The sequence below is a fragment of the Ruegeria sp. CF2 genome (genome assembly GCF_056537385.1).
Map to the genome: position 1 here is coordinate 1890843 of NZ_JBQFRL010000001.1, position 26350 is coordinate 1917192.

Sequence of the window (26350 nt, forward strand, 5' to 3'; positions counted from 1 at the left end):
AATTTGACTTTGAAACTGGAAATGCTCCGCTGCTTTTGCACAGTCGCCCAGTCCGGAAATCTTGCCGAAGCCGCAAGCCGTCTGGGTCGCACTCAGTCTGCGGTCTCGATGACCTTGAAACAGTTTGAAGAACACCTCGGCAAACGCTTGTTTCTGGGTGAGCGAAAGAACCAGCTGTCGCCTCTGGGGTCGGAAGTCTTTGCCCTCGCCCAAAATCAGGTGCGCCAATTTGACGACACGGTCCAAAGCATTGAAGCCCTGGCCAAGGCGTCCCAAGGGCTGATCCGGATCGTTTCCGTCCCTTCGGTGGCAGCACTGCTGTTTCCATCGCTGCTTGACCACCTGTCCAGCACCTTTCCCGGCCTGAAGATCGAGCTGAGGGATACCGACACCCGACAGGTTTTGGACAGCCTCGCCGAGGGGCGGGCAGATGTAGGGATTGCGTCGGGCCATCACCCGTTGAACGGAATACGGGCCGAGCCCCTGTTTCAGGACAGATTCGGGCTTGTGGCCGCCGCCGATCACGCCTTGATCACCGCGCACGAGCCACCAACGCTGAACCAAGTCGCGGCGAAGGGATTCGTGCACAACTCGCTGTGCCAACTCATTGAAAATCCGGGTTTCGAAGACGTAATCGCAGGGTCCGCGATCACAGTGCACAACACCCACTCGTTGATCGCCATGGTCGCAACCGGGCGGTGGGTGACCATACTGCCTGAAACGGTCGCACGGTTTTTGCCGGAAAACACTGCCTTCCGTCCGATCGAGGATTTGTCGGACGTTCGTGATGTCTATCTGTACACCCGCGAGCGAACACAGTTCCCAGAAGTGGCAGAAGAGTGTCGCAGCCATATCCTGAATTGGCCTCGCAATTGAGACCCCAGAGAACAACCCTGCCAAGCGCACCCAAGCGAGCGGGGTAGGTATAATAAATACGATGGATAGAAAACAACGTACCGCACCGCCGGAAAGCCGCTCAGACAAGGACAAGCTTTTTTGCGTTTTCGGAGAAGATGGTGCCCCCACACGGACTCGAACCGCGGACCTACTGATTACAAATCAGTTGCTCTACCAGCTGAGCTATAGGGGCAAGCATTACGCTTTCAGATACCTTTGCAGGCAAAGGCAAGAACGGGCAACCACTCCTACCTTTTCAACCCACTGTGATTACATGCCTATCGAAACACATGTAATCCCATTGAGCCGATGGCGCTGTGATTAGGTGAAAGCCTCAATAAAGGCAAGCGGGTTTGCGACGGAATTGTGCAACAACATGCGGAAAATCGGCGCCACATAAAATCGCCTCGATTATCTGCAACACAGACGCCACAGATGGTTACGCGGCAACGACGGTTGCGAAGCAATTCGACCCAGTCGTTTCTGGCGCCGTCCTGTTGACCACAATCAAGTTTCGACGTTCTCAGGCAATCTTTATCATGGCGAAAGAATGGCAGGTTTGACTGTCTATCGTTCAACCTGTAACCCCGAAACGTATTCAATCGAAGAGCAAGGACAGCGGTCGGCATGCATGTGGCCATTCACTCCGGTGTGGTTTTTTCAGACGGGGGGCTCCTGCTCAAATCGCTTCAGGCGAATGCCAGTGTATTGCAAGAAAACGGCATTGTGCTGTTTGGTCCGCGTCGGTTCCGGAAGGCATTCAAGACGCCGCTGAATGCGCTGGACGAAGGCAAGCTGACCCCAGATGCCTTCGAGCGTTTGAAAGCCCAAATTCCTGATGATCCGGAAACCGGCCGGGTGGTCATGAGCACTGCGGACTTCATCGGAGAACTGAACAGCGCCATAAAGGACGGCCAATTCTACCCCTATGCAGGTCGTCGGCTGGCTTTGCTGGATCAGGCTTTCGAAGGACACGAGGTCGAATTGTTTATCGGGCTGCAGAATCCGGGCAGCTTCATACCCAAGGTATTGATGGCATTGCCGGACGAAACCCGCGAGAGCATTCTAGCGTCAACGGACCTGAGTTGTCTGAGTTGGCTGACCCTTATCGAGGATATTCACGATCTTGCCCCCGCCGTTTCCATTACGGTCTGGGCCAATGAGGAGTGCCCGTTGATCTGGGGAGACATCATCCGCAGCCTGTGCGGTCTGAGCGCCGACATACCGCTGACCGAGGAGTTTTCGCTGCTGTCCTCGCTGGTTGACGCAGACGGCAAGCGGGAGATTGAAGAGATCCAACAGGTCGGGCACACGGACCCGGCCCTCCTGCAAGACCGCCTCGCCGCCGTCTTTTCGCAGCACGCCCTGCCGGACAGGATCGAGGAGGAACTGGACTTCCCCGGGTGGAGCGCCGAAATCCACGCGGCGTTTTCCGAGCTTTACACACAGGATCTGGAACGGCTCAAGAAAATGCCGGGCGTGCGGTTTCTGGGGCGCTGACCGAAGCCTCAGAAGGCCCGAGGCTTACATGCCGAGGGCTTCCTTGTACATTTCCAACACTGCTTCTTCTTCGGCGATATCGTCTTTGTCACGCTTGCGCAGCGCGATAACCTTGCGCATCACCTTGGTGTCGTAGCCACGTGCCTTGGCCTCAGCCATCACTTCTTTCTGCTGGTCAGCGATGTCTTTCTTTTCGGCCTCCAGACGTTCGAACCGTTCGATGAACTGGCGCAGCTCGCCTGCGGTCACGCGGTAGTTCGCAGCGGCCTGGTCTTCGGTCATGTCTTCCATATGCGTCTCTCCCAAGTGGAAATCTCTTTAGCCGGGGTCACGGGCAACATGTCGGATACCGTGCCGGCGGGTCCGCCGCAAGCGAACAATGGGGCTGCTTGCCTTGTGCCGCCGGCAACGATCCGCTAAGCGCATCGGCAGCGAAACAGAACGATGCGGGGCGCAATGTTCGACGTGTTCATCTGGGGAGGCGCCAGCCTGTCATTGGCCGGGCTGGCAGGATTGGTCTGGTGCATTCTGCGCGTGATGAAGGCTCGTCGGTCAGGCTTGACTGACGACGAATTGCGGGCTGCCGTTCAGCGGGTGCTGCCTTGGAACATGGGTGCGCTGTTTCTGTCCGTCATAGGACTGATGCTGGTTATTCTTGGCATATCGTTCGGCTGACCGCCGGCGTCAAATCGGCATATTGTCGAACTGGGCTTCAACCGCATCTTCGATCAAGGCAGCGTCCAGCCGTCGAAAGCGCGATGGTACGCTCATGCCTTGAGCGCGCATGCGTTCAATTACCTTGGTGACGCTGGGCTGCAGTGCCAGCCGGGTCTCGAGATTTGCCCCGTGCAGTTTCCGCTCCAGCCGCTCGGCTTCGAAATAAAGCTCGTTCGTGGTCATGGCCATCCTCCCAAATGCTGCCATCCTGCCTGATATAGGTAACAGGATTGAGACCAACACAGGACCCGCCCAAACCCAGCAAAAAATCGCCTGCGCGCTATCCGGCAGCCGGCACTGGGCCGCGAGTCGATCGAATATTAACCTGATTTCGACCAAACTGCCTTGACAGACATCAATCCGCAAAAGTCGCCGTGGAAGAAAATGCATTGCGCAAGAACGGTCACGCCGTGGAACTGGACAGGGCTGACTCTGCGACCTAAGAAATCGGCATGGAGATTCGACAGATCACGCCCCGCTATTTCGTCTCGCCGCAGATCACGGTCGAGGATGTACCCGCCATCGTTGCCGCCGGCTTCGTCAAGGTCATCTGCAACCGGCCGAATGTCGAAGTGCCTGCCGCCATGCAATCCGAGGTAATCGGCCAGGCCGTGCGGGATGCGGGTCTCGAGTTTGAGGTGCTTGAACTGACGCACCAAACCATGACGCCCGAGAACGTGGCACGGCAGCGCGACCTTGCCGAGTCTTGCGAAGGCCCGGTTCTTGCCTACTGTGCCTCGGGCACCCGCTGTTCCGTCGTTTGGGCCCTTGGGCAGTGCGACACAATGAGCCCTGATGAAATACTCGAAGCCACGGCAAAGGCGGGCTACGCGCTGGACGGTTTGCGCCCGGCATTGCTGCAGATGCGGGCGGCGAACACCTGATTTCATACGTCAGTCGTTGGGTCGTTCCGCAGGAGCAGGTAGACCCGCCAATTCGGATATTTCGGACGCGAGGCGGTCGGTGCTTGCTTGCGCGAAGTCTTCACCCACTGCGGATTGCGCATGCGATCGGTCTTGGGCAACGGCGTCCTGACGCGACAAATCAACATCTGCTATTTCAGCCGGCGCGTCCCTTCGCTTGTGCTCAACAAAGCTCTGCGCTTCGGGTCGTGTTGGGACGGGTGGCTGCAGTAACTCGTTGATCCGCACGGCCCGTTGACCGCCACATTGGCCCAGACGTCCCGTAGTGGCCTGGGTCCGATCAATCGCGGCAATGTCGATCCGATCAAGTCGCGCGCCCGCAAGTGGCAGCAGATCCCCGATGCCCAGCTTCGACAGAGTTGTCAGCGGGAGATGCATCCGACAAATCACCGCGTTGAGTTCGGCCCGAACCACGCCTGCGGCTTGCGACAGTGTCTTGAGCGGTTCCAAATCTGCGTGCCCGTCCCGCCCCTCGGCCACCGAAATTTCCGGCAGCAGGATGAGGACCGTTCCCTGCCGTACACCGCCCTCGAGTTCAACCGTGAATTCGAACGCATCATACCCGTCCTCGACCAGTGCCAAAGAAAGCGTCCGCCGATCGACCGCCCGTGAAGCGAACTCATATCCGTTCAGGCGGGCTGCATCGCTTTGATCATCGACCAGTTTCCGGGCCCGTTCCAGCATGTCCTCGACCAACGGGACCACCATTGCCGCATCGGTGTCGGTGAGGGCGCGAGGCTGGGGCAGGTCCGGGAATACTTCGCCCATTGTCTGCTTCTGGATGACCGCCGAGACCAAACCGACGTCCAAGACAACACTGGCTACCCTGCCCTCTTTGGTCGCGAACAGCAGAAACAACTGACCATCTTCCAGCCCGCTCGTGACGACTTCCTGGCATCTTCTGGCCTGTTTCGCGCCAATGACGGATGCTGATAGCTTGAAACGTTCGACCGCGGCGCGGGCAATCGCAAGGCGCAATGCCCGCAGCAGCGCCCGGGATTTGCTACCCGCCCCCTCTTGTCCTGCCGACAATTTGCGCGCCAAGGCCGCGCTGACAGTCTTTGACATCGCAACGGTCCGCCAGTTTCGATTCTGCTCGCTACTGGTCTAGCCCATTGTTCGTTACGAATACCTTTACTTGCCCGCTACTGAGCGGCCTGCCGGTGAGGCAATGGCAGGCTCACGCGGAACGCTGCGCCGCCCTGCCCGGGCAGATAGGTGATTTCTCCCCCAAGCCGGTGCATGATCTCACGGCAAATAGCCAGTCCAAGACCTGCACCGCCCGCCTTGTCAAATCCGACCCGCGCGAATTTCTCAAAGACCATCGACTGGGCGTCCGGCGGGATACCGCTGCCGTTGTCGACAAAGTCGATCACCGCCTGGCCGCCGACATCATGGGCTGAAATCGTCAGGACCGGCTCGGGCGCGTCACAGTACTTCTGTGCGTTCGAAATCAGATTGATGAAGACCTGCCCCAGGCGATCCAGATCGGAATGCAACGCGATGCGCTCGGCAGACAGATTGCGGAGAATGGTCAAAGGGCTGTCTGCCCCGGCCATAGTCGTTGACACGGCCCGATCCAGAACCGTCCGCAAGCTGGCATCACCCATATTCAAGCTGACCTGACCGTTTTCCAGAACGCTCAGGTCCAACAGGTCATCCAGCAGCCGCGTCAGGCGCAGCGCTTCGTCATGGATGATTGTCGCATAACGCCGAGAATCCTCAGCGCTCAGCCCGTCAGTGTCCCGCATGATCTCCGAAAAGGCACGAATGGACGTCATCGGAGTGCGCAACTCGTGGCTGACCTGCCCCAGGAAGGCATCTTTCTGACGCGATATCTGGGTCAGTTTTTCGTTGGCCTCGCGCAGTTTGCGGGCCGTACGGCTCAGTTCGGCCGACTTCGCCTCAAGCTGGCTGGAGTATTCCAGCAATTGCGCGGATTCGTCGGCCACCGCCAACAGATCCTCGACCGAAACGGACGAACCTCCGACGATCTGCCCGATCATGGCATGAGCCGTGGCCGCGCCGACCGAGCCGCTCAATTCGCGTTCCAGCCGTTCCAGAAAACCCGGCGTAGGTTCTGGCCAGCGCCCGCGCACGCCCTGCTTTTCCGCCTCGGCCTGAAAGAAATCCTGAGCGGGACCGGCCCCGAGGATCCGTTGGGTCATGATCATCAGGTCTTCGCTCTGGGCAACGGATCCCGTCCACCCCCCGGGCGCGACAGAATGATCAAATACATTGACGAACTGCGCCCCCTGCAACCGTTCAAGCGGGCTGGGAAAGCTCAGAAGTGACGCGAGGCAAAAGGCCAATGTGTTCAGTGACAGCGACCACAGCACCGTGTGGGTCATCGGGTCCAAACCGTCAAGGCCGAACAACGCCTGAGGACGCAGCCACCCCAGTCCGAAAGGACCGTTTTCGATGACCGAGGCGGACATGACACTGCCGCCCATTCCAGGCAGCAACAGCGTGTAGATCCAAAGGAAGAACCCCACGCTCAGCCCAACAAGGGCACCTGTCCGTGTCGCCCCGCGCCAGAACAGGCCGCCAACCAGCGCCGGCAGGATCTGCGACACGCCTGCAAATGCCACCAGGCCGATCGAGGCCAGCGCGGCGCCGCCACCGGACATACGATAGTAGAAGAACCCCAAGGCCATGATGGCGGCAATCGAAACCCGGCGCGCCATCAGCACCACGTTTCGCACATCGCCTGACATGGAACTGGCGTTCTCGCGCGTATTCAGCCAGATCGGCATCACGACGTGGTTCGAGACCATGGTCGACAGGGCCATCGCCGTCACGATGACCATCGACGTGGCCGACGAAAAACCGCCGATGAAGGACAGCATCGCCAGCCAGTCATTTCCCTGTGACAGAGGAACCGTCAGCACGAAAAGGTCCGGATTTGACCCGGCCGGCAGCAGATCCAGCCCGACGACCGCAATGGGAACCACGAAAAGGCTCATCAAAAGAAGGTAGAGCGGGAAAGCCCAGGCCGCCGTTCTCAGGTGGCTCTCGTCGTCATTCTCGACGACCATGACCTGAAACATTCGCGGCAAGCAGACAAAAGCAGCCGCCGACAGGAAGGTAATGGCCATCCAACGTCCGGTATCGACGTTCCAACGCCCGATTTCCGACGCGTCGATTCGCTCCATCATGGGCGTGACGCCTCCGGCCACCCCCCAGACGACAAAGATGCCCACCGCCAACAGAGCGAACAGTTTGACGACGGATTCCAACGCGATGGCGGTCACTACGCCATGGTGCCGTTCATTGGCATCCAGGTTCCGGGTGCCGAACAGAATGGCAAACACGGCCAGACCAGCGGCCACCCAGAATACGCTGGCGCCCTCGCGATAAAGGCCCGAAGGATCGGCCTCGGCGAAAATCGAGAAAGACAGCGTAATCGATTGAAGTTGCAGTGCGATATAGGGTGTGCCCCCCAGCACGGCGAGGATGGTCACACAGATGGCCAAGGTGTTCGACTTGCCATAACGCGATGAGATCAAGTCGGCGACCGATGTTACCCTCTGGCTGCGACCCACCCGCACCAGCTTGCGCAGCCCCCACCACCAGCTGATCATCACCAAGGTCGGCCCGAGGTAGATCGTCACGAATTCCAGACCGGACCGGGCCGCATTGCCAACTGCGCCATAGAAGGTCCAGGCGGTGCAGTAGATCGACAAAGACAGCGTGTAGATCAACGGTGACCGCAGCCATTTGCCTCGCCCCGCGGCGGCCATTCGATCGGCTGCAAACGCAACGCCGAACAAAAGCACGACGTAGCCCAGGCAAACAAGGATCAGGACGTTCAGCGTGGCCATTGCTCACTCTCTGCCGTGGACCCTTCCGAGGACGACATCCGCCGGGCGGCAAAGCCGAACAGAAGGCTAAACACGATCAGGGCGGCCCAGCATGTAAAGATATAAAGAATGGCCGACGACAACGGGACGCCAGAGTTTTCCGGACCCGGATCCGGCCAAAGCAGCGGGATGCAGATCAGGCCCGCGCCAACAAAGGGCAGCATTCGGGCCGCATCGGCCAGCCTGCGGCGGCGGTAACTCTGCCGTTCCAAAAACACCGACGGACGCGGGCCTGTCGGGCGGGCTGGCTCGTTTTCCGGTGTGGTCATGACTGTGACGCCTGCGCGTGCAAATCACGCACAGCCGTCAGCACTTCGGTATTCGAGAACGGTTTCGTCATAAACCGGCTGACGCCTGCCTTTTCAGCCATCTCGCGGTCTCGCGACTGACCGCGAGCGGTCAGCATCAGAACAGGCAAGGCGCGCATCTCCTCGTGCTCACGCAATTCGCGCAGAACATCCATACCGCTCTTGCCGGGCAGCATCACATCCAGAATGACCAGATCAGGCTGCGCAGACAATATCGTTTGAACCGCGTTTTCACCTTCGGCATGGGTTTCGACCTGCCACCCTTCGCGGGTCAGCAGAAACCTGATTGCCTCCGTGATGTTCGGTTCATCCTCGATCAACAGAACCTTGCGGCTCATATGTTCACTTCCTCCCCAAGACCGGTCGCACCTCCAGCCACCTGCCAAGTGCAGATTAATCGCTGTGTCAGGAAACTGTCAAAAACCTTCACTCAAAATCGACGGCTCCCGCCGCGAGTCGCACGGCTTTCGGGGGCAGATCCTGCAGCTTGTGCCGACCTGTACCGGCAAGTCGGTGGCCACGCCGGGCTCTTCGACCGGCAGCACCAGCATCGCCGATCTGTACACAGGTTCCTGACCGAAGGCGCTGACGGGTTGAGGCCAGGCGATTGCAAAGCAGTCGAAATCCGCCGGCGTCCGGCCCAACAGGGTCACGCGTTTTCGGATCGGCACAAGGGGCCGGTTCAGCGCGCTGAAGACCGGCCACAAAGGACAGGCTTCGCCGTGGCGCGGCATTGCGAAACCGGGGACCTGCTTGAACAGCAAAATGCTTCCTGATGAATCGCATATGACCAACCCGGCCGGACGCGGCATGACATCCTCGGGCAGAAACGCAAGCCGTCGCAGGACTGTCGGCACGTCAACAGAAAACCGCGCGGCAAGACGCAGAGGATCAACGCCTTCGACCTCCAGTGCCTCCGAAACCGCTTCCAGCGGCATGGCCCGGGCATCCGCCGCATAGGCGTCGAGCACCTGACGCGCGACAGATCTTGAGGCGGAAGAGGCCATCTCGGCCTGCGCGAGGGTTACCGGGTCCTGTCCTGTCTCAAGTTCCGGCAAATGAAACCCGCGCTTCTCCAGAAATGCCTCGACCTCCTCCATCGGCAACCCGCGCCGTTCGCCGGTGTCCTCGCTTTCGTCCAAAAAGGCGACCAGAGCTTTTGAGCTTTCAGCCAGACGTTCGGCATCCTGGTGCAAGTTTCGGTGGAATCTGTCGCGCCACTCGGCCTCGATCTCGCCCGGTTCGGCCAGGATGGCGGCTGTCGACCGAATCGCTGCTGCGGCGGACAGGACTTCGTGCATGGATGCCGCAAGGTGCGGGTCATGGGTCAGCCGGTCTGACAGGGTTTCCACGGTACGTTCCAGCGAAACCACCCGACGATGCATCTGTGCCAGTACAGCGGCCCAGCCGGGAAACCGGCCAGCGAATTCATCAAGCGCCTCAACCTCGGCCTTTTGGCCGACCGCATCCGCCGCTGCTTCACGAAGGGCCGCGATCAGCGTCGCCTCGACCCCCTGCGTCAAAACCGAAGGCTCAACGGACAAAGCCGAAGCGATATCGACCAGCAGTTTGCCCCCGATACGCCGCCGATTGTGCTCGATCAAGTTCAGATACGACGCCGAAATGCCGACCTGTCGCGCCAGCTGGGCCTGACGTAAGCCCGAGATTTGCCGCCTTTCGCGGATACGGCTGCCCGTCAATGAATCACGCATGGTGCCCCCGCCGAAACGTGTTCGAGTCACTCTCGAAACGATCCCGTATTTTCTGAATACTTCATGAATTTATATGGTTTACGCTGCCCTTTTCAAAGCAGTTTTACAACCTTGACAATGTCGTGGCTTTCGCCGGGCCCTGATCGCTTTCGGACGCCAAATCAATCCTGCGCTGCAATGCCCTCTTCTATTCCGGCCGAATTGGCGGCACGATAGGCAAATGAGTGATCCGGCCTTCGAATACGCACCTATCGGGCTTGTCGAGCTTGAAAACCGCATCATCCGGCGGTGCAATTTGCAGTTTGCCCGGACATTCGGGGGCAACGAATCCGACTACCGCAACCTGCCTTTGCTGCACCTGTACCCATCCGTTGCCGATTGGGAGAGAATTGGCGCACGAAGTCTTCAGGTCATGCGGGACACCGGCTACTACACGGACGAGCGGGTCATGCGCCGACGCAACGGCGACTTGTTCTGGTGTCGCGCGCGCGGCCGGTCGCTGACACCCGATGACCCATTCCGCCATGGAATATGGAGCTTTTCCGACATTTCCGAGGAGCGCCCACTGGTCGAATTGACCAAACGCGAACGTGAAGTCGCGATCCTGTCCTGTCGCGGCCTGTCGGCCAAGGAAATAGGCGTCGAACTGGGGCTCAGCTACCGGACCATCGAAGCCTACCGCGCCCGGTTGCTCGAGAAATTCGGCGCGCGCAAGCTGCCGGAACTGGTCGCCAAACTGTCCGGCACGCCGCTCTGACCGTCGTGGACCCTGCCGATAAGGCAGAAACCGGGGCAGAACGGCCCCAGTCGGCGCTTTTCATGGCCGCGCGGTTGCCTTATAACGCAGCGTAATTGACCAGAGCCCGCGCAGACAGACGGGCCAAAGGGGAACCTTCGAGGACACTCATGACAGACAACAGACACGAAGCGGATGTGACGTTCATCAAGGCACTGGCCGAACTCTTGCGCGAAAACGACCTGACTGAGTTGCAGGTAAAACGGGAATATGGCGAGGAAGACAGCCTGAACGTCCGGGTCAGCCGAGTGAGCCCGACCGCCGCGCCTGTGCAAGTTGCCGTTCCTGCACCCGCTGCCGCACCGGCACCTGTCGCAGCCCCCGCTGCTGCCCCCGCCGAAGCACCCGCTGCCGTCGAGGACCCGGCGAGCCACCCCGGCGCGGTGACCTCGCCCATGGTTGGTACCGTCTATATGCAGCCGGAACCCGGCGCGTCTCCGTTCATTGCCGTCGGCGCATCTGTTTCCGAAGGCGATACGCTGCTGATCGTCGAAGCGATGAAGACCATGAACCACATCCACGCCCCCAAATCCGGGACCGTCAAGCGGATCCTGGTCGGGGATGGCGACGCTGTCGAATTCGGCACTCCTCTGGTCATCATCGAGTAAGGCGGGCCCATGTTCGACAAGATCCTGATTGCCAACCGAGGCGAGATCGCCCTGCGTGTGATCCGCGCCGCGCGCGAGATGGGGATTGCGACGGTTGCCGTGCACTCGACCGCTGACAGTGACGCCATGCACGTGCGCATGGCTGACGAGTCCGTGTGTATCGGACCGGCACCCGGCCCCCAAAGCTATCTCTCGATGCCCGCGATCATCTCGGCCTGTGAAATCACCGGCGCCCAGGCGATCCACCCTGGCTATGGCTTTCTGTCCGAAAATGCCGAGTTCGTTCAGATCGTCGAAGACCACGGCATCACGTTCATCGGCCCCACCGCCGAACACATCCGCATCATGGGCGACAAGATCACCGCCAAGGACACCATGAAAGAGCTGGGCGTACCCTGCGTACCGGGCTCGGACGGCGGCGTTCCGGATCTTGAGACGGCCAAGCGCATCGGTGAAGAGATCGGCTATCCGGTCATCATCAAGGCCACGGCCGGTGGCGGTGGACGCGGCATGAAAGTCGCGCAGACCGCGGCCGAAATGGAAAGCGCCTTCATGACCGCGCGGGCCGAGGGCAAGGCCGCGTTCGGCAATGACGAAGTCTATATCGAGAAATACCTGACCACGCCCCGCCATATCGAGATTCAGGTCTTCGGCGACGGCAAGGGCAATGCGGTCCACCTGGCTGAGCGCGACTGTTCGCTGCAGCGCCGTCACCAGAAAGTATTCGAAGAGGCTCCGGGCCCCTGCATCACTCCTGAGGAACGCGCCCAAATCGGCAAGGTCTGCGCGGATGCGGTCGCCAAGATCAACTATATCGGCGCGGGCACGATCGAGTTCCTGTATGAAAATGGCGAGTTCTATTTCATTGAGATGAACACCCGCCTGCAGGTCGAACACCCTGTGACCGAAGGCATTTTCGGCGTCGACCTTGTTCGCGAGCAGATCCTTGTTGCGGCCGGAGAACCGATGTCGTTCGGCCAGGATGATCTGGAGATCAACGGCCACGCGATCGAAGTTCGGATCAATGCCGAAAAGCTGCCGAATTTCGCGCCCTGCCCGGGCAAGATCACGGCGTATCACGCACCGGGCGGCCTGGGTGTCCGGATGGATTCGGCGCTGTACAACGGGTATTCGATCCCACCCTACTACGACTCGTTGATCGGCAAGCTGATCGTGCACGGGCGCGACCGCCCCGAAGCGCTGGCGCGGTTGAATCGGGCCTTGGGTGAATTGATCGTGGACGGTGTGGACACGACGGTTCCCCTGTTTCATGCACTTCTGCAGGAACCCGACATCCACAGCGGCGATTACAACATCCACTGGCTGGAGCACTGGCTTGCGGAGAACATGGCCTAGTATCGACCAAGCCGCGAGAGCACCCGCTCTCGGGCTTGTCGCCGCGGTGTGAGCCATGGGCCTGACGCCTGATTTGCTGTTGCACGGTTATTCCATCGGAATCTTCCCGATGGCCGAACACAGGAACGACCCGGATCTTTTCTGGGTCGATCCAAAGCTACGGGGTGTATTCCCGTTGGACGGGTTTCACATCTCCCGCAGCCTTGCGCGGCGCATCCGGAACTGCGGGTTCTCCGTGACCATAAACCGGGATTTTGCAGCCGTCGTAGACGGATGCGCGGACCGGGCGGACACTTGGATCAATGACGAACTGCGCAGGCTCTATGCGCAACTGCACCACTCGGGCCGCGCCCATTCACTTGAGGTTTGGGAAGGCGAGGAGCTTGTCGGGGGCGTTTATGGCGTTGCCTTGGGTGCGGCATTTTTTGGGGAAAGCATGTTTTCGCGCCGCACCGATACGTCAAAAATTGCGCTCGCCTATCTGGTCGACCGCTTGTGCCAGACGGGCTTTCAACTGTTCGACACACAATTTCTGACGGCACATTTGGCTTCGCTGGGGGCGATCGAAATCCCCAGACAGCAATACCGCCAACTTCTGGATCAGGCCACTGCTGCCAGCGCAGATTTCACCGCTGAGGTATGTCAAACCCCTCAGGGGGTGATACAACGGATTACCCAGACGTCGTAGCGCGAGTGATCCAGGGCGTTGAGCGCCGGGGACGTGGCGATCATCCAGCCGTCGAACAGCTGGTCGGCCTTTCCCTTTTCCCAAATCGTAAGATAGGCAAACGCGTCGCCGGTCGGGTTTTCAGACGGATACCGGCAATCACCCAGAGCGACATCCAAGCCGAAAATTTCGACCGTATCACCGGTCGGCACCTGCACGTCCACCGTCTGACCGCTGACCTTGTCCAGCCCGCGCAGCATGGCCCCCGGCCCCGAGGAAACCTTCTGCTGCGCGCCCGCCGTCGTCGCGGCCAACAGCAGCGCCATCAGAGCGGCACGCATCATTCGCTGCCATCCCCGGCCACAAACTTGACCAGCAACGAGATCAGGCTCACGGCTCCTTGCGTGTCTTCAATCTGATCACCCGGCTCAAAATAGAACGGAGAACCGCCGGGCATGACCTCGACGAAGTTGCCCCCCAGAAGGCCTTCGGACGAGATCACGATCGCGCTGTCATCCGGAATCTGGATGTTGTCGGCAACCGAAATCGTCGTATCGGCACGGTAGGTTTCAGGGTTCAACTCGACATCGGTCACGGTGCCGATCTTTACACCCGCGAGGCGCACATCCGTGCCCACCGCCACACCCTCAAGCGACCGAAAGGACGCCTCAAGGTGATAGCCCCCGTTTTCGCGCGACCAGCCCGTGGACTGGCTGGCATACACGCCAAACGCCAATGCACTGGCCAGCACGACACCGCCGACAAGAACTTCGGTCATGTTGTGGGTCGACATGTGGATCTCGCTTATTCTGGGCTCCAGGCTTCGTAGTCCTTGCGCTCGATCGGATCGGGACGGCGCAGGGACCCCGCCGGCACATAGGCCATCGCGGTGCCCGTCAGATTTTCCTGATGCGGCTTTTCCCACGCCTTGTGTGGCAGTGGCTTGTCGGTCGGCGGTTCATCCCAAGTGCGGTGCAACCAGCCGTGCCATTCCGGGTCGATCCGGCTCGCCTCGGCCTCTCCATTGAAAATCACCCACCGTTTGCTGTCATCGGCGTTGCGATAAAACACGTTGCCCTGATCATCCTCGCCAACCTTGATACCTTTGCGCGCAGTGTAGATCTGCGTGTTCAGAGTGGCCCCGTTCCACCAGGTCACGGCCCGCAAAAGAGTGTTCAGGATTCCCATCGGCTGCCTCCGGCATTTCTGTCCCTGCAGATATGGACCAAAGCCGAGCAGAGGTCCAGAGCCACAAAGAGCGCATCCATTACTTGGGCAAGAATGCGGTGACCTCGATTTCGATCCGGTATTTTGGATCAATCAACCCGCATTCGATCATCGTCGCAACAGGCGGGTTGGCACCGAACGTCTCAGCCAGGACTGGCCAGCACGCTTCAAATTCTTGGCGATCAGGCAGCATGTAAGTCACGCGCACCACGTCGGCAAAAGAGGCGCCCGCCTCTGCCAAGGCGTTGCCAATGATCGTCAGCGCCGAGCGGCATTGGTCGACGACGCCTTCGCCCTGCCCGACCGTTCCGGCAACATGGACCCACCCACCCGCGACAACTGCCCGGCAGTAGCCGACCCTGGCTTCGAACTCACCCCCCGAGGAAATACGTTGGATCGTCATGACACCCTCACATGAAAACGGCGCGGACTTTGCCGCGCCGTATCTGCATTAAATTTCAAACAGTTCAGCCGGCAGATGCCGATTCCGGCGCGGCATCCGCATAGATGATCAGCGGCTGCGCGTCCGACGTTACGGCCTCTTCGTTCACGACCACTTTGGTCACGTTCTTCATGCCCGGCAGCTCGAACATCGTGTCCAATAGAATGTCTTCAAGGATGGAACGCAGGCCACGGGCACCGGTCTTGCGTTCGATCGCCTTTTTGGCAATCGCCGCAAGCGCGTCGTCGGTAAAGTCCAGTTCGACGTTCTCCAACTCGAACAAACGCTGGTATTGCTTGACCAGCGCGTTCTTGGGCTTGGTCAGGATGGTGACAAGCGCGTCCTCATCCAGGTCCTCAAGCGTTGCCAGCACGGGCAGACGTCCAACGAATTCCGGGATCAGACCGAATTTCAGCAGATCCTCGGGCTCGAGATCCTGGAAGATCTCGCCCACACCGCGTTCGTCATTGTCGCGCACATCGGCGCCAAATCCCATGGCCGAGCCTTTGCCGCGCTGCGCGATGATCTTGTCCAGACCTGCAAAAGCGCCGCCGCAGATGAACAGGATGTTGGTGGTGTCCACCTGCAGGAATTCCTGCTGCGGGTGCTTGCGCCCGCCCTGCGGCGGAACGCTGGCCACGGTTCCTTCCATCAGCTTCAGCAGGGCCTGCTGCACGCCCTCGCCCGATACGTCTCGGGTGATCGAGGGGTTTTCCGACTTGCGGGTGATCTTGTCGACCTCGTCGATATAGACGATGCCGCGCTGCGCGCGCTCGACATTGTATTCGCTGGCCTGCAACAGCTTGAGGATGATGTTCTCGACATCCTCGCCCACGTAACCGGCTTCGGTCAGCGTGGTCGCGTCAGCCATCGTGAACGGCACGTCCAGAATCCGCGCGAGCGTCTGCGCCAGCAAGGTTTTGCCGCACCCGGTCGGACCAATCAGCAGAATGTTCGACTTGGCCAACTCGATGTCACCACCGGCCTTCTGCGCGTGGTTCAGACGTTTGTAGTGGTTGTGCACGGCAACCGACAGGACACGCTTAGCCCGAGCCTGGCCGATGACATAGTCGTCCAACACCTCGCAGATATCTTTGGGGGTGGGCACACCGTCCGAGGATTTCAGTCCGCTGGCTTTGGTTTCCTCGCGGATGATGTCCATGCACAGTTCGACGCATTCATCACAGATGAACACGGTCGGTCCAGCAATAAGCTTACGCACCTCATGCTGGCTTTTTCCACAGAAGCTGCAGTAGAGCGTGTTCTTGCTGTCGCCGCCTGAATTCGTCGCCATGTTCTACCTTTCGGGCTCCATCCCTGCGGCCCGGATCCGGACCGCGCTTACCGCCTGTCCGTGCAGCTTAGGCCAGCACCGGGGCAGCTACAATGTCAAAATCGCACCCCGCACCCGTGGGTGCGGGGTTTCCGCATCACGCTTCGGTCGGTTCGGATTTGGAGCGGCTTTCGACAATCTCGTCGATATGGCCCCACTCTTTTGCTTCTTCCGGGCTCATGAAATTGTCACGGTCCAAAGCCTTTTCAATGGCCTTTTTCGACTGTCCGGTATGCTTGGCATAGATATCGTACAAACGATCCTTCAGCTTCTGCGTTTCGGCCGCGTGAATCATGATGTCGCTGGCTTGACCCTGGTAACCGCCGCTGGGCTGGTGCACCATGATGCGGCTGTTCGGCAGCGAGAAGCGCATCCCCTTCTCTCCGCCCGCCAGCAGGACCGACCCCATCGAGGCCGCCTGGCCGATCACCAATGTCGAACATTTTGGCTTGATGTACTGCATTGTGTCGTAGATCGACAGACCGCTGGTCACGACACCGCCGGGCGAGTTGATGTAGATCGAGATTTCCTTGTTGGGATTCTCGGCTTCCAGATGCAGAAGCTGCGCTACGATCAGGTGGCTCATCCCGTCATGGATCGGGCCATTGATGAAGATGATCCGCTCCTTCAGCAGGCGAGAGAAGATGTCATAGGCCCTTTCGCCGCGGCTGGTCTGCTCAACGACCATCGGGACGAGCGTATTCATGTAGGTGTCAACTGGATCGAACATTCGGAACCTGCCTGCTTTGGTGTGAACCGGGACCATACCCGATGAGAAGTTACATGAGTCTTAGTGTTGCCTTCGGGGGCCTGCAAGGGGCAGCGGACACGCGACGCCGATTGAGAAATACGGATCAGTCCGCATCGTCGGGATCCCGCAAAACAGAGCGAACAACCGCGCAGAACGCAAATACCCGGCTGTTTTTTGGCCTCGCCGCCATTCACAGCGCTTTCATCACGCCATTTTGATCCATGCATATGGAAATATCTGATCATTCTATATAGAGACCCAATTCGCTCAGGCGAAACTAACAAAGGGAACACCTGCCCCACACTCACCAAGGGGCCAACAAGGACAAGAAGATGGCACTTCCCCAACTTTCCGAAGACATCTCGCGCGACGACATGGACCGGATGGCCGCTAACGCAACCCGCGCTTCGAATTTTCTGAAAGCGATCAGCCACGAGGGCCGGTTGATGATCCTCTGTCATCTGGTATCCGGCGAAAAATCGGTGACTGAACTCGAGTCACTGCTGTCCGCCCGACAGGCCGCCGTTTCACAGCAACTGTCGCGGCTGCGCCTTGAGGGGCTGGTCACGCCCCGGCGCGAAGGCAAGGCGATCTACTATCGCCTTGCAGACGACAGACCTCGCAAAATGCTGGAAACGGTGTACGAGTTGTTCTGCGACGAGGAATAAGTCAGAAAACCCGTAGAATGGCGAAGGGCGCAACAGATGGTTGCGCCCTTCGTTTTTCACGAGTTGCGGCTACAGGCCTGGAAACTTGCAGCCATTGCGCGCAACAGGTCCGGATACAGGGTTGGACCCGGCTCGAGCGTGGCACCGATCGGGTCCAGCACGAGGATTTGCACATCCATCCCCTCCGTCGCGGCGGAGATCAGACGGGTATCGTATTGCGGCTCGGAAAATGCACAATCAATGCCTTCCTCTGCAATCCGGGCTTTTAGCTCGGCCAGACGGGCCGGTCCGGGGGCAGACGCATCGCCAAGGCTCACTGTGCCCGAAGATGCCAGATCGAACCGGTGTTCGAAATACTGGTAGGCGTCGTGAAAAGTGACAAACCGCGGCTCTGACTGGGCCAGATCCGCCCGTATCTCGGCTTCCAAAGCACTCAGGCCTTCAACCGCCTTGTCCGCATTGGCTTGGTACAGCGCAGCGTTATCCGGGTCCTTCTCTGACAGAGTTTCGGCAATTGCCTGCACCCAAACGCGCGCGTTTTCCGGGTCCAGCCAAGCATGCGGGTCTACACCGTCGTGGTCATGCCCGTGGTCATGGTCATGTGCATCGTGATCGGCGTGCTCTTCATGTTTCTCATGTTCATCGTGGTCCGCATGGTCGTCGTGACCTGCATGATCCTCGTGTTCATCGTGTTTCGCATGGTCATCATGGTCCGAATGATCGTCGTACTCGTCGTGGTCTGCATGCTCCTCTTCTCCCTCATGATGATCGGCCACGTCGCGGAAATCGTGCCGCACAGTCCCTGCCACCTCCAGCAACTCAACCTGCGTCGCTCCCTCGGAAAGGGCGCCGAGTGGTCCCTTCATCCACGGGGTCAGTTCCGGGCCTACCCAAAAAACCACGTCCGCAGATTGCAACGCTCGCGCCTCGGACGGGCGCATGGCGTGGTCATGAGGTGAGGCTCCGGGCGGGATGATCAGGGAAGGCTCGGCAACACCGTCCATGACTTGGGCAACCAACGCGTGAACCGGCGCGATATCGACGGCAACGTTGGGCGCATCGGCCGCCGCTTTTCCGGCCAGCACGACGCCGGCCAGCAACAAGAATTTTCGGGACATGTCGCCTCCTAGAATGATATGTTATTACATTGCTGGTCGACTTGATATTGCTCACGTTATAACATATCAAGCCAAAAATTTCGGAGCGCACATGAGCACAGTAGGCTTCAGGCACCACAATCATAACCACTGCATGAAAACCGCGCTGAGCAAGGCCGAGGAAAAATGCGCCAACCAGAAGCTTCAGTTCACGCCGGTGCGCCGTCGCGTGTTGGAGATCTTGTTGGAGCAGCACAAGGCAATGGGAGCCTATGACATTCTGGCTGTTCTGTCCGCCGAAGGCATGGGGTCGCAACCTCCGGTGGCCTATCGTGCACTGGACTTCCTGGTGCAGCATGGGTTCGTGCACCGTATCGAGCAGATGAACGCCTATGCGGCTTGCGCCCACCCCACGCACGACCACGTACCTGCGTTTCTGATTTGCCGGGCGTGCAAGGCCGTGGCCGAAACCGAAACCGAGCTGACTCAGGGCCGGCTTGGTGCTGCCGCCGACACATCAGGCTTCACCATTGAAAGGATTGTGGTCGAGGCCGAAGGTCTTTGCCCGGACTGCATTGGAACGCAGCCATGACGACCCCCCTCATTTCTCTACAGAACCTGTCGGTTCGCCTGGATGGCCGGCTCATTCTGGACAACGTATCCGCCCAGATCGCCGCTGGTGAAATCGTCACCATTGTCGGCCCGAACGGTTCGGGAAAATCGACTCTGCTGCGCGCCATGATCGGGGCTGTTCCCGCGGCTCAGGGCACTGTTCGGCGCGCTCCGGGTTTGCGGATCGGCTACGTCCCCCAGAAACTTGCGCTGGACGCCGCCCTGCCGATGACGGTGCAACGGTTCCTTGGCCTGCCGAAACGGGTTTCGGCCAGCAAGGCCAAAACCGCGCTTGAACTGGCCGGCGTGCCGGACTTGCGTGAAAGACAGATGACCCGACTGTCCGGCGGTCAGTTTCAACGGGTCCTTCTGGCCCGCGCGCTGCTGGAGGAGCCTCAGGTGCTGCTGCTGGACGAAGCAACCCAGGGGCTTGATCAGCCCGGCGCAGCTGCCTTCTATGAACGCATTGAACAGGTTCGCACGGACCTCGGCTGCGCCATAGTCATGGTCAGCCATGACTTGCACGTCGTCATGGCCGCGTCCGACCGGGTTCTGTGCCTGAACGGGCATGTCTGCTGTGAAGGGGCACCCCAAATGGTCGCGGACGCGCCCGAATATCGGGCGTTGTTCGGCAGCGGAACGCGGGGCACGATGGCCTTGTACCAACACAAGCACAGTCATACCCACGATCACAATCACGCGCAGGATACGTCACACTGATGCTGGACGATTTCATGGTTCGCGCAGCCCTTGCAGGGCTCGGTGTTTCGATCGCCGCGGCACCGCTGGGGTGCTTTGTCGTCTGGCGGCGCATGGCCTATCTCGGAGAAGCCACCGCACATGCGGCCGTATTGGGTGTAGCGCTGGCGCTCAGCTTTTCTCTGCCGCTGCTGCCCGCAATCATTGCCGCTGCGCTTGCCATGGGCTTGTCGGTCAGCCTGCTGCGCGGTCGCGGTTACGCCATGGACACGCTTCTGGGTGTGATTGCACACACCGCACTGGCCGCCGGCTTGGTAACCGTGGCGTTGCTGTCCGATGTCCGACTGGACCTGAATGCCTTTTTGTTCGGCGATATCCTTGCCGTCACAAAGTCCGATCTGGCCACGATCTGGATCGGTGGCGCCACGATTTTGGCGCTGATGGTCTGGCGCTGGTCAGCCCTTCTGGTTTCGACACTCAACCCGGACTTGGCTCAGGCATCCGGGATCGATCCTAAACGAGAAGAACTATGGCTGACTCTGGCGATGGCACTGGCCGTTGCGGTCGCCATCAAAGTTGTCGGAATTCTTCTGATCGCGGCCCTGCTGGTCATTCCAGCGGCCGGAGCCCGCCCTTTGGCCCGCACCCCAGAAAGTATGGCTTTCACCGCTGCGATCATAGGCTCGACGGCGGCGTTGGGCGGGCTGGGCGGTGCATATTGGGCGGATACACCCGCTGGACCAAGCATCGTTTGCGCGGCCGCGTTGATCTTTGTCGCGACGGCCATCCTTGGTCCCATCTTCCGCAAAGGCTGATCACCCAAAAAGGTTTGTCTGCATTGCCTGAATGGTGCTACCGATTGGTAGTCGACCAACCAAGGAGATATCGATGATCCGCACTATTCTGATCGGGCTGAGCCTTTTGGCCCTGACGGCCTGTGAAACCGCAAAAGGCGCGGGCAAAGACATCGAAAAAGCCGGCGACGCCATCCAGGGCGCGGCGACGGACGTTCAGGAAAGCCTCTGACACCCGTCAACATCTAGCGGACAGCGGCGCAGCACTACCAACATATGGTTGAAAGTTCCGGGCGACCGGATTATTGTCCCTGCCACAGGTGCATAGACGCGGTAATGCATTACTGACACGACTGCGGGGTTCTTGTGCAATTGCGCAAGAACCCCGTTCCCGTTCTGACGGGCGGTGAGTGGAAGCCTGTACGAAACCGAAATCGGCAAAAGGAAAAGGCGCCAGGTGCGCAGACGCGGTCTTTGCATGTGCCCTTGCGGACACCCCTGACGCCTTGCCGGGTCGACACGCCCGAGGGACGCCCCGATCCAGTTGCTTCAGCCCCCGAGGGGACCTCGCTGCCGCAAAGCACCTGATGGCGCTCTGCCGCCCGCTCTGGCCTTCTGAGAAGCTGACCGCTCAAGCCGGGCTTGCGCCCCTCCTGACTGGTCACCTACCGGTAAGCCCTTGCAACCCGACGAAAATCCTAAGATCTGCCTGCGGTGCCAGGACCCCCTGACCTTTGCGTCCCGCCTTGGATCGTGATGAACCTTGGCGATGCCTGAACCTTGGCACTCACCCTCACGTCCGGCAAGAAAATAGCACTGCAGCATGAAAAATAGCCGGGGATAAAATGTTGATATCCGACCGGAAGACGATGTGGATAAGTCGGGAAATGATGAAATCGGGCTGGGTTGCGCTGGGAAAAGCCGAAGGCCGATTTCTCTCCGCTCAATTGGGCGATTTCTGCGGGTGCGAAGGGAGAATCCCGGCCCTCATGACGGTCCTGACCTGACAGATACGGGCATATCGCTCGAATCGACATCGATGAGTCGCCACACGCAACGGATGACGAACGTGCAGCCCACGAATTGAGAAGCGTTCCGACCCGGACGAGGCAACCTACTACTCTCCGCCTCCCGCAAAATCGGGCAACGGCAACTACCCCCTACAACCGCCTGGGCCGGAAACGCTTCAGTTCACCTGTCGTTCCAGAACCGTGCTGTAGGTGGTTCCAGTCCGCAGGCTACGGAAATCCGCATAGATCTTGCCGTCCTCGTACCGCGCATCGATCAGCGCGTTGACGCCCGAGGTCGGATCAGCAGCGGTTTCGACAATGCCGATCTTGCCCGAACCATCCTGGCTGATCGAGCCGGTGGCCTCGTACATCGTCCAGTCATCCATGGCATTGCGCCGCCACATGCTGGGCCCCCAGAACACGTTTTCGTGCTGCGCCTGGATCTCAAGCACCCATTCCGAGGTGTTGAACCGCGGCGCGGTGGCGGTGTTGGCGTTCGAGGGCGACACCGTTGTCTGGCTGGCCGTCCACGTGCCGCGCAGATCGGGCATGGCATCGGCCAGGGCGGCAGAGCCCATCGTCAATGTCGCGGCCACGGCGGCGGCGCTGGCGGTCATGTATCTGGTCATGGGCTCTCTCCGTTTGATCGGCGGGCCTTGCTGGCCTGCTGAACAGATTGGGAGGGCGCGCGGCCGTTACAACTTACCTAAGGGAAACTTCATGAAGGGTTCATGCGGCGCTCACCGACGGGCTCAGGCCCAGGCCAGCGCGGTGCCAGCGATGACGAGGGCGATGCCCAGCCCCTCGCGGTAGGAAAAGGACTCGCCGAACAGAAAGAACGAGGCGATGGCGATCAGCACGACCTCGGCCCCCAGAATGCCGGTGTAGATGATGCCCAGCCGTTCGTCGCGCAGCGCTGCGAGTTCCAGCGTGGCGGCGGCCAGCAAGGTGGCGACGATCAGCAGCCCCAGCCCGAGGCCGGGAAGTTTCCACCAGAACTTCATCGAGATCATGGCCACGGAATAGAGACCCGCCGATCCAAGCGCGATGATGGGGATCATGGACATGGGGCCTCCGCCGCTGGTTTACGTTGGGTTAACCTTAGCGGGTTCGGGTCGGTGGAGCTGTGAAGTGGATCACATTGCGGGGAGGCCCGTCTCGGAAACGGTTTGAGGTGTCGTTTCTGGCCAGATGACTGACCGAAAACTGAGATAAATACAGGACCGAGGAGAAGATTGAAAAGCTTCGGGTTGCAAAACACTTGTTCAAAATGCCACTCTGAGGAAATTTTTTTGCAGCGATCCCCTCAATAACCTTCACTCCTTTTGCTATGGCTGTTACGCTTTGTACAAGGATGCTCGGTTTTTCAATAACAGTGCGTCAAATTGATTGAGTAGTAGAATCCTTGGACCCGGTATCACTCCCAAAATACTCCACCTATCAAGACATGGTCTCGGACCAGAACTGGATCGCTGCACTAGGATCGCTAAACGGGCACCTTGCCAAATCTCTATGCGCCGCGGACGCTGAGATGGGGCTCAATGGCAACTTGTTTTACAAACACAAATCAGTGAGCTTCGAAACAGACGAGCTATTTCCACCATTTGAAGGCAAGCGGCGTAACTTGTTTGCCCTAGCCCAAAACTCGACTCACATGTTTGAAGTGGGCGTTAATGGCGGCCACTCTCTGTTTCTTGCCCTTTCCGCCAACCCAAAATTACAGGTTACCGGCGTTGATATTTGCCGACAGATCGAACCGTCATGGGGTCGAGTTGATATCTACGTGCCGGCTGCCTTTGATTGGCTTAAGGCGGCGTTCCCTGGACGAACACGCTTCATTACCGGAAACTCTCTCATCGAAATCCCGCGTTACGTCGAAAACAACCCCGATCAACGGGTCGACTTGCTGCATTTAGACGGTGCCAAGGACACTCATCTTCGAGAGTTCCTTGCCATTCGCCCTTGCCTGGAAAAAAGTGGGAAAGTTGTTTTAGACGACACCCACACAAAACCCGTTCGCCTCGGGATGCGACAAATAATTAGGCTGGGTATGGCCCGCCATATCGGCGATAATAACATCGGAGTCCAAATGGTACGCCAGCATCGGGTGTTGGAAGTATTGTAGAAACAATATAATGTACATGACGGCTTGTTTGGGGAAACGCTAGCCGTGTACGTTAAGTGCCTGCCATTGAGAGCAGTCCTTGTCCACGGTACTAGCGCAACGGAGACCGCAGGCACGTGCTACGCTGCTATCGCAAAACTCTACAACCAATCGAATACTGTTTCTATCGAAGGTGAACCTCGTTCTGTTAAATGTTAATCTGCACCATTCGCCTAACCAGATTGAAACTGTTGCAGGTTGATTCGCATTTTGGTTAACCTTCACTCAAAACGAACAGCCTCAGCTGTCCATCTTCAACGCTGAAATAAACGCCTCTTGCGGGATGTCGACCTTGCCGAACTGGCGCATCTTCTTTTTGCCGGCCTTCTGCTTTTCCAGTAGCTTCCGCTTCCGCGTGGCGTCGCCGCCGTAGCATTTCGCGGTCACGTCCTTGCGTAAGGCGCTCAGGGTCTCGCGGGCGATGACCTTGCCGCCGATGGCCGCCTGGATCGGGATCTTGAACATGTGGCGCGGGATCAGCTCTTTCAGCTTTTCGCACATGGCGCGGCCGCGGGTCTCGGCGCGGTCGCGGTGGACCATGACCGACAGCGCATCCACCGGCTCGTCATTCACAAGGATCGACATCTTGACCAGGCTGTCCTCGCGGTAGCCGGTCATCTGGTAGTCGAAGCTGGCATAGCCCTTGGTCACCGATTTCAGGCGGTCGTAGAAGTCGAAGACGACCTCGTTCAGCGGCAGGTCATAGACGACCATCGCGCGGCTGCCCGCATAGGTCAGGTCCAGCTGGATGCCGCGACGATCCTGGCAGAGTTTCAACACGTCGCCCAGGTATTCGTCGGGCACAAGGATGGTGGCCTTGATGCGCGGCTCTTCCAGGTGGTCGACCTTGGACATGTCGGGCATGTCGGCGGGGTTGTGCAGCTCGATCATCTCGCCGTCTTTCATGTAGACGTGATAGATCACCGACGGCGCGGTGGTGATGAGCTCAATATCGTATTCGCGTTCGATGCGGTCGCGGATGACCTCGAGGTGCAGCAGGCCCAGGAAGCCGCAGCGGAAGCCAAAGCCCAGCGCGGCCGAGGTTTCCATCTCGTAAGAGAAGCTGGCGTCGTTCAGGGCCAGTTTCTCGATCGCGTCGCGCAGGTCTTCGAATTCGGCGCTGTCCACGGGGAACAGGCCGCAGAACACCACGGGCTGCGCGGGTTTGAACCCCGGCAGAGCGGTTTCGGCACCGTTGCGGTCATTGGTGATGGTGTCGCCCACACGGGTGTCGCGCACCTGCTTGATGGATGCGGTGAGGCAGCCGATCTCACCCGGACCCAGCTGGTCGACCATCTGCATCTCGGGGCGGAACACGCCCACGCGGTCGACATGGTGCAGGGTGCCGTTCGACATGAACTTGACCCGCATGCCCTTTTTCAGAACGCCGTCCATGATGCGGACCAGAACGATCACGCCCAGATAGGCGTCGTACCAGCTGTCGACCAGCATCGCCTTGAGCGGCGCGTCGCGCTCGCCCTTGGGCGCGGGCAGCTTGTGCACGATCGCCTCGAGCGTTTCGTGTATCCCCTCTCCCGTCTTGGCCGAGACGCGGATGGCGTCGGTCGCGTCGATGCCGATCACGTCCTCGATCTGTTCGGCCACGCGGTCGCAGTCGGAGGCCGGCAGGTCGATCTTGTTCAGCACCGGCACGATCTCGTGGTCGGCGTCGATGGCCTGATAGACGTTGGCCAGGGTCTGCGCCTCGACCCCTTGCGTCGAGTCGACCACCAGCAGCGAGCCTTCGACCGCGCGCATGGACCGCGAGACTTCATAGGCAAAGTCCACGTGGCCGGGGGTGTCGATCAGGTTCAGCACATACTTTTCGCCATTGTCGGCGGTATAGTCGATGCGGACCGTGTTGGCCTTGATGGTGATGCCGCGTTCGCGCTCGATATCCATGCTGTCGAGTAGCTGTTCCTTCATGTCGCGATCCTGCACAGTCCCGGTCTCCTGGATGAGCCGGTCGGCAAGGGTGGATTTGCCATGGTCGATATGCGCGACGATGGAGAAATTGCGGATATGAGCGAGGTCTGTCATAGCGTCGGGATATGGTTCGAAATCGGGCGCTGGTCAAGGTGAGACAGCACGTCGGACGCCCCATATTTCAGCGCTATGAGGCCACGACGCTGCGGTTGGCTTCGTTCCAAGCCCTCAGCTGCATTCAGGCGACCGTACGTAGACAGAACTCGGCCGTGTTGCACCG

General features: G+C 59.4%; 31 protein-coding genes and 1 tRNA gene. 14 read left to right on the forward strand and 18 right to left on the reverse strand.

Annotated features, from left to right (window positions below; all coding sequences use genetic code 11):
* Positions 1–21: 21 nt before the first annotated feature.
* A complete protein-coding gene (locus tag ACR0IR_RS09455; protein WP_367647641.1) occupies positions 22–876 on the forward strand; it encodes a LysR family transcriptional regulator in 855 nt (284 codons plus the stop codon).
* Between the two features lie 138 nt (positions 877–1014).
* On the opposite strand, the gene ACR0IR_RS09460 is transcribed toward ACR0IR_RS09455, so the two are convergent.
* A tRNA-Thr gene (locus ACR0IR_RS09460) sits at positions 1015–1090 on the reverse strand.
* Between the two features lie 533 nt (positions 1091–1623).
* On the opposite strand from ACR0IR_RS09460, the gene ACR0IR_RS09465 reads away from it, so the two are divergent.
* Positions 1624–2397: a hypothetical protein gene (locus ACR0IR_RS09465; RefSeq protein ID WP_367647640.1), complete on the forward strand. Its 774-nt coding sequence runs from the start codon at positions 1624–1626 to the stop codon at positions 2395–2397.
* 24 nt (positions 2398–2421) lie between these two features.
* On the opposite strand, the gene ACR0IR_RS09470 is transcribed toward ACR0IR_RS09465, so the two are convergent.
* Positions 2422–2688, reverse strand: a complete 267-nt coding sequence (locus ACR0IR_RS09470) for a DUF2312 domain-containing protein (protein ID WP_093962669.1) — start codon at positions 2686–2688, stop codon at positions 2422–2424.
* Between the two features lie 165 nt (positions 2689–2853).
* Between ACR0IR_RS09470 and ACR0IR_RS09475 the strand changes: the two genes are divergently transcribed.
* The gene (locus ACR0IR_RS09475) at positions 2854–3072 is read left to right on the forward strand and encodes a hypothetical protein (RefSeq protein ID WP_170339991.1); all 219 of its coding nucleotides are present in this window, start codon (positions 2854–2856) and stop codon (positions 3070–3072) included.
* Between the two features lie 9 nt (positions 3073–3081).
* Here ACR0IR_RS09475 and ACR0IR_RS09480 read toward each other — a convergent pair whose 3' ends face one another.
* Positions 3082–3297: a hypothetical protein gene (locus ACR0IR_RS09480; protein ID WP_170337604.1), complete on the reverse strand. Its 216-nt coding sequence runs from the start codon at positions 3295–3297 to the stop codon at positions 3082–3084.
* Between the two features lie 269 nt (positions 3298–3566).
* On the opposite strand from ACR0IR_RS09480, the gene ACR0IR_RS09485 reads away from it, so the two are divergent.
* Positions 3567–3998, forward strand: coding sequence for a protein tyrosine phosphatase family protein (locus ACR0IR_RS09485; protein WP_170363010.1), 432 nt, complete (start codon positions 3567–3569; stop codon positions 3996–3998).
* A gap of 9 nt (positions 3999–4007) precedes the next feature.
* Here ACR0IR_RS09485 and ACR0IR_RS09490 read toward each other — a convergent pair whose 3' ends face one another.
* The 5 genes from ACR0IR_RS09490 to ACR0IR_RS09510 form a co-directional block, all read right to left on the reverse strand.
* Complete coding sequence (locus tag ACR0IR_RS09490) at positions 4008–5105, reverse strand: FliM/FliN family flagellar motor C-terminal domain-containing protein (RefSeq protein WP_170363009.1); 1098 nt, start codon at positions 5103–5105, stop codon at positions 4008–4010.
* A 77-nt stretch (positions 5106–5182) separates the two neighbouring features.
* Positions 5183–7861 (reverse strand): sensor histidine kinase, encoded by a 2679-nt coding sequence (locus tag ACR0IR_RS09495; RefSeq protein ID WP_170363008.1) that lies wholly within the window; start codon positions 7859–7861, stop codon positions 5183–5185.
* Positions 7849–8169 (reverse strand): hypothetical protein, encoded by a 321-nt coding sequence (locus ACR0IR_RS09500; protein ID WP_170363007.1) that lies wholly within the window; start codon positions 8167–8169, stop codon positions 7849–7851. Before ACR0IR_RS09500 ends, ACR0IR_RS09495 begins: the two co-directional genes overlap by 13 nt.
* Positions 8166–8546 (reverse strand): response regulator transcription factor, encoded by a 381-nt coding sequence (locus ACR0IR_RS09505; RefSeq protein WP_093962675.1) that lies wholly within the window; start codon positions 8544–8546, stop codon positions 8166–8168. Before ACR0IR_RS09505 ends, ACR0IR_RS09500 begins: the two co-directional genes overlap by 4 nt.
* A 78-nt stretch (positions 8547–8624) precedes the next feature.
* Positions 8625–9920 (reverse strand): helix-turn-helix transcriptional regulator, encoded by a 1296-nt coding sequence (locus ACR0IR_RS09510; RefSeq protein WP_170363006.1) that lies wholly within the window; start codon positions 9918–9920, stop codon positions 8625–8627.
* A gap of 220 nt (positions 9921–10140) precedes the next feature.
* On the opposite strand from ACR0IR_RS09510, the gene ACR0IR_RS09515 reads away from it, so the two are divergent.
* From ACR0IR_RS09515 to aat, 4 genes are all read left to right on the forward strand, one after another.
* Complete coding sequence (locus tag ACR0IR_RS09515) at positions 10141–10677, forward strand: LuxR C-terminal-related transcriptional regulator (RefSeq protein WP_093962677.1); 537 nt, start codon at positions 10141–10143, stop codon at positions 10675–10677.
* Positions 10678–10826: 149 nt separating this feature from the next.
* Positions 10827–11324, forward strand: coding sequence for an acetyl-CoA carboxylase biotin carboxyl carrier protein (gene accB, locus ACR0IR_RS09520; protein WP_170337596.1), 498 nt, complete (start codon positions 10827–10829; stop codon positions 11322–11324).
* 9 nt (positions 11325–11333) lie between these two features.
* Positions 11334–12680, forward strand: coding sequence for an acetyl-CoA carboxylase biotin carboxylase subunit (gene accC, locus ACR0IR_RS09525; RefSeq protein ID WP_170363005.1), 1347 nt, complete (start codon positions 11334–11336; stop codon positions 12678–12680).
* A gap of 55 nt (positions 12681–12735) precedes the next feature.
* The gene (aat, locus tag ACR0IR_RS09530; RefSeq protein WP_170363004.1) at positions 12736–13368 is read left to right on the forward strand and encodes a leucyl/phenylalanyl-tRNA--protein transferase; all 633 of its coding nucleotides are present in this window, start codon (positions 12736–12738) and stop codon (positions 13366–13368) included.
* Here aat and ACR0IR_RS09535 read toward each other — a convergent pair.
* The 6 genes from ACR0IR_RS09535 to ACR0IR_RS09560 all read right to left on the reverse strand — a co-directional run bounded on the left by ACR0IR_RS09535 (position 13332) and on the right by ACR0IR_RS09560 (position 17079).
* A complete protein-coding gene (locus ACR0IR_RS09535) occupies positions 13332–13691 on the reverse strand; it encodes a DUF2155 domain-containing protein (protein ID WP_170337593.1) in 360 nt (119 codons plus the stop codon). The two genes, aat and ACR0IR_RS09535, sit on opposite strands and share 37 nt — an antisense overlap.
* A complete protein-coding gene (mlaD, locus tag ACR0IR_RS09540) occupies positions 13688–14140 on the reverse strand; it encodes an outer membrane lipid asymmetry maintenance protein MlaD (protein WP_170338041.1) in 453 nt (150 codons plus the stop codon). The genes ACR0IR_RS09535 and mlaD overlap by 4 nt, the downstream gene beginning before the upstream one ends.
* 11 nt (positions 14141–14151) lie before the next feature.
* Positions 14152–14535 carry an NADH:ubiquinone oxidoreductase subunit NDUFA12 gene (locus tag ACR0IR_RS09545; RefSeq protein ID WP_093962683.1) on the reverse strand — a complete coding sequence of 128 codons (384 nt, stop codon included), beginning with the start codon at positions 14533–14535 and terminating at the stop codon, positions 14152–14154.
* 79 nt (positions 14536–14614) lie between these two features.
* Positions 14615–14977 (reverse strand): RidA family protein, encoded by a 363-nt coding sequence (locus tag ACR0IR_RS09550; protein WP_170363003.1) that lies wholly within the window; start codon positions 14975–14977, stop codon positions 14615–14617.
* 64 nt (positions 14978–15041) lie between these two features.
* The gene (gene clpX / locus ACR0IR_RS09555) at positions 15042–16310 is read right to left on the reverse strand and encodes an ATP-dependent Clp protease ATP-binding subunit ClpX (protein WP_170337591.1); all 1269 of its coding nucleotides are present in this window, start codon (positions 16308–16310) and stop codon (positions 15042–15044) included.
* 136 nt (positions 16311–16446) lie between these two features.
* Complete coding sequence (locus ACR0IR_RS09560) at positions 16447–17079, reverse strand: ATP-dependent Clp protease proteolytic subunit (RefSeq protein ID WP_093962686.1); 633 nt, start codon at positions 17077–17079, stop codon at positions 16447–16449.
* 353 nt (positions 17080–17432) lie between these two features.
* Here ACR0IR_RS09560 and ACR0IR_RS09565 point away from each other — a divergent pair, with 353 nt between their 5' ends.
* The gene (locus ACR0IR_RS09565; protein WP_093962687.1) at positions 17433–17768 is read left to right on the forward strand and encodes an ArsR/SmtB family transcription factor; all 336 of its coding nucleotides are present in this window, start codon (positions 17433–17435) and stop codon (positions 17766–17768) included.
* A gap of 56 nt (positions 17769–17824) precedes the next feature.
* On the opposite strand, the gene ACR0IR_RS09570 is transcribed toward ACR0IR_RS09565, so the two are convergent.
* Positions 17825–18886, reverse strand: a complete 1062-nt coding sequence (locus tag ACR0IR_RS09570) for a zinc ABC transporter substrate-binding protein (protein ID WP_170363002.1) — start codon at positions 18884–18886, stop codon at positions 17825–17827.
* 91 nt (positions 18887–18977) lie between these two features.
* Between ACR0IR_RS09570 and ACR0IR_RS09575 the strand changes: the two genes are divergently transcribed.
* The 4 genes from ACR0IR_RS09575 (at position 18978) to ACR0IR_RS09590 (ending at position 21202) form a co-directional block, all read left to right on the forward strand.
* A complete protein-coding gene (locus ACR0IR_RS09575; RefSeq protein WP_170337589.1) occupies positions 18978–19457 on the forward strand; it encodes a Fur family transcriptional regulator in 480 nt (159 codons plus the stop codon).
* A complete protein-coding gene (locus ACR0IR_RS09580; RefSeq protein WP_170363001.1) occupies positions 19454–20197 on the forward strand; it encodes an ATP-binding cassette domain-containing protein in 744 nt (247 codons plus the stop codon). The genes ACR0IR_RS09575 and ACR0IR_RS09580 overlap by 4 nt, the downstream gene beginning before the upstream one ends.
* A complete protein-coding gene (locus ACR0IR_RS09585) occupies positions 20197–20991 on the forward strand; it encodes an iron chelate uptake ABC transporter family permease subunit (RefSeq protein ID WP_170337587.1) in 795 nt (264 codons plus the stop codon). Before ACR0IR_RS09580 ends, ACR0IR_RS09585 begins: the two co-directional genes overlap by 1 nt.
* Before the next feature lie 73 nt (positions 20992–21064).
* A complete protein-coding gene (locus ACR0IR_RS09590; protein ID WP_093962692.1) occupies positions 21065–21202 on the forward strand; it encodes an entericidin A/B family lipoprotein in 138 nt (45 codons plus the stop codon).
* A 954-nt stretch (positions 21203–22156) separates the two neighbouring features.
* Here ACR0IR_RS09590 and ACR0IR_RS09595 read toward each other — a convergent pair.
* Both ACR0IR_RS09595 and ACR0IR_RS09600 read right to left on the reverse strand, forming a co-directional pair.
* Positions 22157–22609 (reverse strand): hypothetical protein, encoded by a 453-nt coding sequence (locus ACR0IR_RS09595; protein WP_170358302.1) that lies wholly within the window; start codon positions 22607–22609, stop codon positions 22157–22159.
* Between the two features lie 123 nt (positions 22610–22732).
* Positions 22733–23047 carry a hypothetical protein gene (locus ACR0IR_RS09600; protein WP_110644555.1) on the reverse strand — a complete coding sequence of 105 codons (315 nt, stop codon included), beginning with the start codon at positions 23045–23047 and terminating at the stop codon, positions 22733–22735.
* Between the two features lie 464 nt (positions 23048–23511).
* On the opposite strand from ACR0IR_RS09600, the gene ACR0IR_RS09605 reads away from it, so the two are divergent.
* Complete coding sequence (locus ACR0IR_RS09605; protein ID WP_217357060.1) at positions 23512–24105, forward strand: class I SAM-dependent methyltransferase; 594 nt, start codon at positions 23512–23514, stop codon at positions 24103–24105.
* A gap of 279 nt (positions 24106–24384) precedes the next feature.
* Here the strand turns inward: ACR0IR_RS09605 and lepA are convergent, their stop codons facing one another.
* Positions 24385–26184, reverse strand: a complete 1800-nt coding sequence (gene lepA, locus ACR0IR_RS09610; RefSeq protein ID WP_480779063.1) for a translation elongation factor 4 — start codon at positions 26182–26184, stop codon at positions 24385–24387.
* Positions 26185–26350: the final 166 nt, after the last annotated feature.

Excerpts from the sequence above, each read along its gene's own strand:
- ACR0IR_RS09490 (WP_170363009.1), bottom strand. The coding sequence starts at position 5,105 with ATGTCAAAGACTGTCAGCGCGGCCTTGGCGCGCAAATTGTCGGCAGGA.
- lepA (WP_480779063.1), bottom strand. The coding sequence starts at position 26,184 with ATGACAGACCTCGCTCATATCCGCAATTTCTCCATCGTCGCGCATATC.
- ACR0IR_RS09470 (WP_093962669.1), bottom strand. The coding sequence starts at position 2,688 with ATGGAAGACATGACCGAAGACCAGGCCGCTGCGAACTACCGCGTGACC.
- accB (WP_170337596.1), top strand. The coding sequence starts at position 10,827 with ATGACAGACAACAGACACGAAGCGGATGTGACGTTCATCAAGGCACTG.
- ACR0IR_RS09600 (WP_110644555.1), bottom strand. The coding sequence starts at position 23,047 with ATGTCCATGATCCCCATCATCGCGCTTGGATCGGCGGGTCTCTATTCC.
- ACR0IR_RS09605 (WP_217357060.1), top strand. The coding sequence starts at position 23,512 with ATGGGGCTCAATGGCAACTTGTTTTACAAACACAAATCAGTGAGCTTC.
- ACR0IR_RS09505 (WP_093962675.1), bottom strand. The coding sequence starts at position 8,546 with ATGAGCCGCAAGGTTCTGTTGATCGAGGATGAACCGAACATCACGGAG.
- ACR0IR_RS09590 (WP_093962692.1), top strand. The coding sequence starts at position 21,065 with ATGATCCGCACTATTCTGATCGGGCTGAGCCTTTTGGCCCTGACGGCC.
- ACR0IR_RS09595 (WP_170358302.1), bottom strand. The coding sequence starts at position 22,609 with ATGACCAGATACATGACCGCCAGCGCCGCCGCCGTGGCCGCGACATTG.
- ACR0IR_RS09510 (WP_170363006.1), bottom strand. The coding sequence starts at position 9,920 with ATGCGTGATTCATTGACGGGCAGCCGTATCCGCGAAAGGCGGCAAATC.
- ACR0IR_RS09565 (WP_093962687.1), top strand. The coding sequence starts at position 17,433 with ATGGCACTTCCCCAACTTTCCGAAGACATCTCGCGCGACGACATGGAC.
- ACR0IR_RS09480 (WP_170337604.1), bottom strand. The coding sequence starts at position 3,297 with ATGACCACGAACGAGCTTTATTTCGAAGCCGAGCGGCTGGAGCGGAAA.
- mlaD (WP_170338041.1), bottom strand. The coding sequence starts at position 14,140 with ATGTCGACCCACAACATGACCGAAGTTCTTGTCGGCGGTGTCGTGCTG.
- ACR0IR_RS09580 (WP_170363001.1), top strand. The coding sequence starts at position 19,454 with ATGACGACCCCCCTCATTTCTCTACAGAACCTGTCGGTTCGCCTGGAT.
- aat (WP_170363004.1), top strand. The coding sequence starts at position 12,736 with ATGGGCCTGACGCCTGATTTGCTGTTGCACGGTTATTCCATCGGAATC.
- ACR0IR_RS09500 (WP_170363007.1), bottom strand. The coding sequence starts at position 8,169 with ATGACCACACCGGAAAACGAGCCAGCCCGCCCGACAGGCCCGCGTCCG.
- ACR0IR_RS09550 (WP_170363003.1), bottom strand. The coding sequence starts at position 14,977 with ATGACGATCCAACGTATTTCCTCGGGGGGTGAGTTCGAAGCCAGGGTC.
- ACR0IR_RS09535 (WP_170337593.1), bottom strand. The coding sequence starts at position 13,691 with ATGATGCGTGCCGCTCTGATGGCGCTGCTGTTGGCCGCGACGACGGCG.
- ACR0IR_RS09475 (WP_170339991.1), top strand. The coding sequence starts at position 2,854 with ATGTTCGACGTGTTCATCTGGGGAGGCGCCAGCCTGTCATTGGCCGGG.
- clpX (WP_170337591.1), bottom strand. The coding sequence starts at position 16,310 with ATGGCGACGAATTCAGGCGGCGACAGCAAGAACACGCTCTACTGCAGC.
- ACR0IR_RS09495 (WP_170363008.1), bottom strand. The coding sequence starts at position 7,861 with ATGGCCACGCTGAACGTCCTGATCCTTGTTTGCCTGGGCTACGTCGTG.
- ACR0IR_RS09455 (WP_367647641.1), top strand. The coding sequence starts at position 22 with ATGCTCCGCTGCTTTTGCACAGTCGCCCAGTCCGGAAATCTTGCCGAA.
- ACR0IR_RS09585 (WP_170337587.1), top strand. The coding sequence starts at position 20,197 with ATGCTGGACGATTTCATGGTTCGCGCAGCCCTTGCAGGGCTCGGTGTT.
- ACR0IR_RS09515 (WP_093962677.1), top strand. The coding sequence starts at position 10,141 with ATGAGTGATCCGGCCTTCGAATACGCACCTATCGGGCTTGTCGAGCTT.
- accC (WP_170363005.1), top strand. The coding sequence starts at position 11,334 with ATGTTCGACAAGATCCTGATTGCCAACCGAGGCGAGATCGCCCTGCGT.
- ACR0IR_RS09485 (WP_170363010.1), top strand. The coding sequence starts at position 3,567 with ATGGAGATTCGACAGATCACGCCCCGCTATTTCGTCTCGCCGCAGATC.
- ACR0IR_RS09545 (WP_093962683.1), bottom strand. The coding sequence starts at position 14,535 with ATGGGAATCCTGAACACTCTTTTGCGGGCCGTGACCTGGTGGAACGGG.
- ACR0IR_RS09575 (WP_170337589.1), top strand. The coding sequence starts at position 18,978 with ATGAGCACAGTAGGCTTCAGGCACCACAATCATAACCACTGCATGAAA.
- ACR0IR_RS09570 (WP_170363002.1), bottom strand. The coding sequence starts at position 18,886 with ATGTCCCGAAAATTCTTGTTGCTGGCCGGCGTCGTGCTGGCCGGAAAA.
- ACR0IR_RS09560 (WP_093962686.1), bottom strand. The coding sequence starts at position 17,079 with ATGTTCGATCCAGTTGACACCTACATGAATACGCTCGTCCCGATGGTC.